We start from the raw sequence: 2,420 nt of genomic DNA on the forward strand, positions 1-2,420 counted from the left end.
ATGTTTTTTCTGAAATAGCAGAGGCGTATAACAGCATGGTGGAGATGATTTCTGGTGTTGGAGGTGAGGTATCCAGGATATCAAAAGTAGCTGGTATCGAGGGAAATCTTACAGCGAGGGCATCTGCTGAAAATGCTTCTGGTTTCTGGAAGGATATCATTAATAATATAAATGGTTTGGTAGACTCAATAGCCGTTCCCGTTTTAGAGGTGGGCAAGGTACTTAAGAATATTTCGGGAGGTAATCTGTATGAAAAGTTTGAAATCCCTGTGACGGGTGATTTTAAAGTTATGGCCGAAACGATCAACCGTACCATTGACAACCTTAACCTGTTTGCGGGTGAGGTGACCCGGGTTGCTTTGGAGGTGGGGACGGAAGGAAAGCTTGGTGGACAAGCTACCGTGCCAAATGTGGCAGGGGTTTGGAAGGACTTGACGGATAATGTAAATCTTATGGCCAGTAACCTGACCAACCAGGTGAGAGATATTGCTAATGTTGCCACGGCTGTTGCCAAAGGTAATCTCACAAAGAAGGTGTCGGTTGATGTTAAAGGGGAGTTTTTGGTGCTGAAAGAAAACATTAATCAAATGACTGACTCACTTAATACGTTTGCTGACGAGGTAATTCGAGTGGCTCGTGAGGTGGGAACGGAAGGTAATCTGGGAGGTCAGGCAAAAGTGCCCGGTGTAGAAGGTGTGTGGAAGGAGTTAACGGAAAATGTAAACATGATGGCTAGTAACCTTACTTCTCAGGTAAGGGATATCGCAAAGGTTTCAACAGCTGTTGCCCAGGGTGACCTGACCCAAAAGATATCAGTGGATGTGAAAGGAGAGATAGCAGGCCTTAAGGAAAATATAAATAAAATGGTAGACTCCCTGAATATCTTTAGTAATGAGGTAACCAGAGTGGCTCGTGAAGTGGGAACAGAAGGAAAACTGGGAGGTCAGGCCAATGTGCCGAATGTGGCCGGTGTATGGAAGGATTTAACAGACAATGTAAATACCATGGCCAGTAACCTCACTGACCAGGTGCGGGATATTGCCAAGGTGTCATCGGCGGTTGCACAAGGTGACCTATCTCAGAAGGTAGCAGTAGATGTAAAAGGAGAAATTGCCGATCTTAAAGAGAATATAAATGGTATGGTAGACTCCCTAAATATTTTCTCGGATGAGGTAACCAGGGTTGCTCGTGAAGTGGGAACAGAAGGAAAGCTGGGGGGGCAGGCCAACGTTCCTAATGTGGCTGGTGTATGGAAGGAGCTTACGGACAATGTGAATACCATGGCTCACAACCTTACACTCCAGGTGCGGGATATTGCTGATGTAGCTATCGCAGTAGCAAAAGGTGATATGACCCAAAAAATTAAGGTTGACGCTAAAGGTGAAATAGAGGATCTGAAAGAAAACATCAATAAGATGGTGGATTCCCTGAACATCTTTAGTAACGAGGTGACCAGAGTGGCCCGGGAAGTGGGAACAGAAGGAAAGCTGGGAGGTCAGGCCAATGTACCGAATGTGGCCGGTGTCTGGAAAGAGCTTACGGATAATGTGAATACCATGGCCAGTAACCTTACTCTACAGGTACGTGATATTGCTGATGTGGCAATAGCTGTAGCAAAGGGTGATATGACCCAGAAAATTACTGTAGATGTAAAGGGTGAATTCCTCGAATTGAAGGAATACCTCAACCAAATGGTGGATTCCCTGAATATTTTCGCCAGTGAGGTGACCCGTGTGGCGCGTGAGGTAGGCACAGAAGGTAATCTTGGAGGTCAGGCTATAGTACCAGGTGTTGAAGGATTGTGGAAAGAGCTTACAGACAATGTGAATACCATGGCCAGCAACCTGACTGAACAGGTGAGGGATATAGCGAAGGTATCGACTGCCGTTGCCAAAGGGGACCTTACTAAAAAGATCTCCGTAGATGTGAAGGGTGAGATTGCTGACCTGAAAGAGAACATTAATAAAATGGTTGATTCTCTGAATATCTTTAGTAATGAGGTTACCAGGGTGGCACGTGAAGTGGGAACCGAGGGAAAGCTGGGAGGTCAGGCCAACGTTCCCAATGTTGCCGGTGTATGGAAGGACCTTACTGATAATGTAAATACGATGGGTAGCAATTTGACCGCACAGGTAAGGGACATTTCGCACGTAGCTACGGCGGTGGCTGAGGGAGATCTGAGTCAAAAAATTACGGTAAATGTAAAAGGTGAGATTGCCGATTTGAAAGACAATATCAATAAAATGGTGGATTCCCTGAATGTGTTTGCCGAAGAGGTAACAAGAGTGGCTCGTGAGGTGGGCACGGAAGGTAAGTTGGGAGGTCAGGCTAATGTGCCGGCCGTTGAAGGGGTATGGAAACACCTTACAGAAAATGTAAATATTATGGCGAATAACCTGACCACTCAGGTGCGTGGTATT

The 2,420-nt window shown here is 45.8% G+C and carries 1 protein-coding gene; it reads left to right on the plus strand.

Annotated elements, in window-relative coordinates; genetic code table 11:
- Positions 1–2,420 (plus strand): HAMP domain-containing protein (locus E1163_RS30275; protein ID WP_185155908.1); only part of this gene is annotated, 2,420 nt, incomplete at both ends.

Source organism: Fulvivirga kasyanovii (assembly GCF_009711405.1).
GTDB classification, from domain to species: Bacteria; Bacteroidota; Bacteroidia; order Cytophagales; family Cyclobacteriaceae; genus Fulvivirga; species Fulvivirga kasyanovii.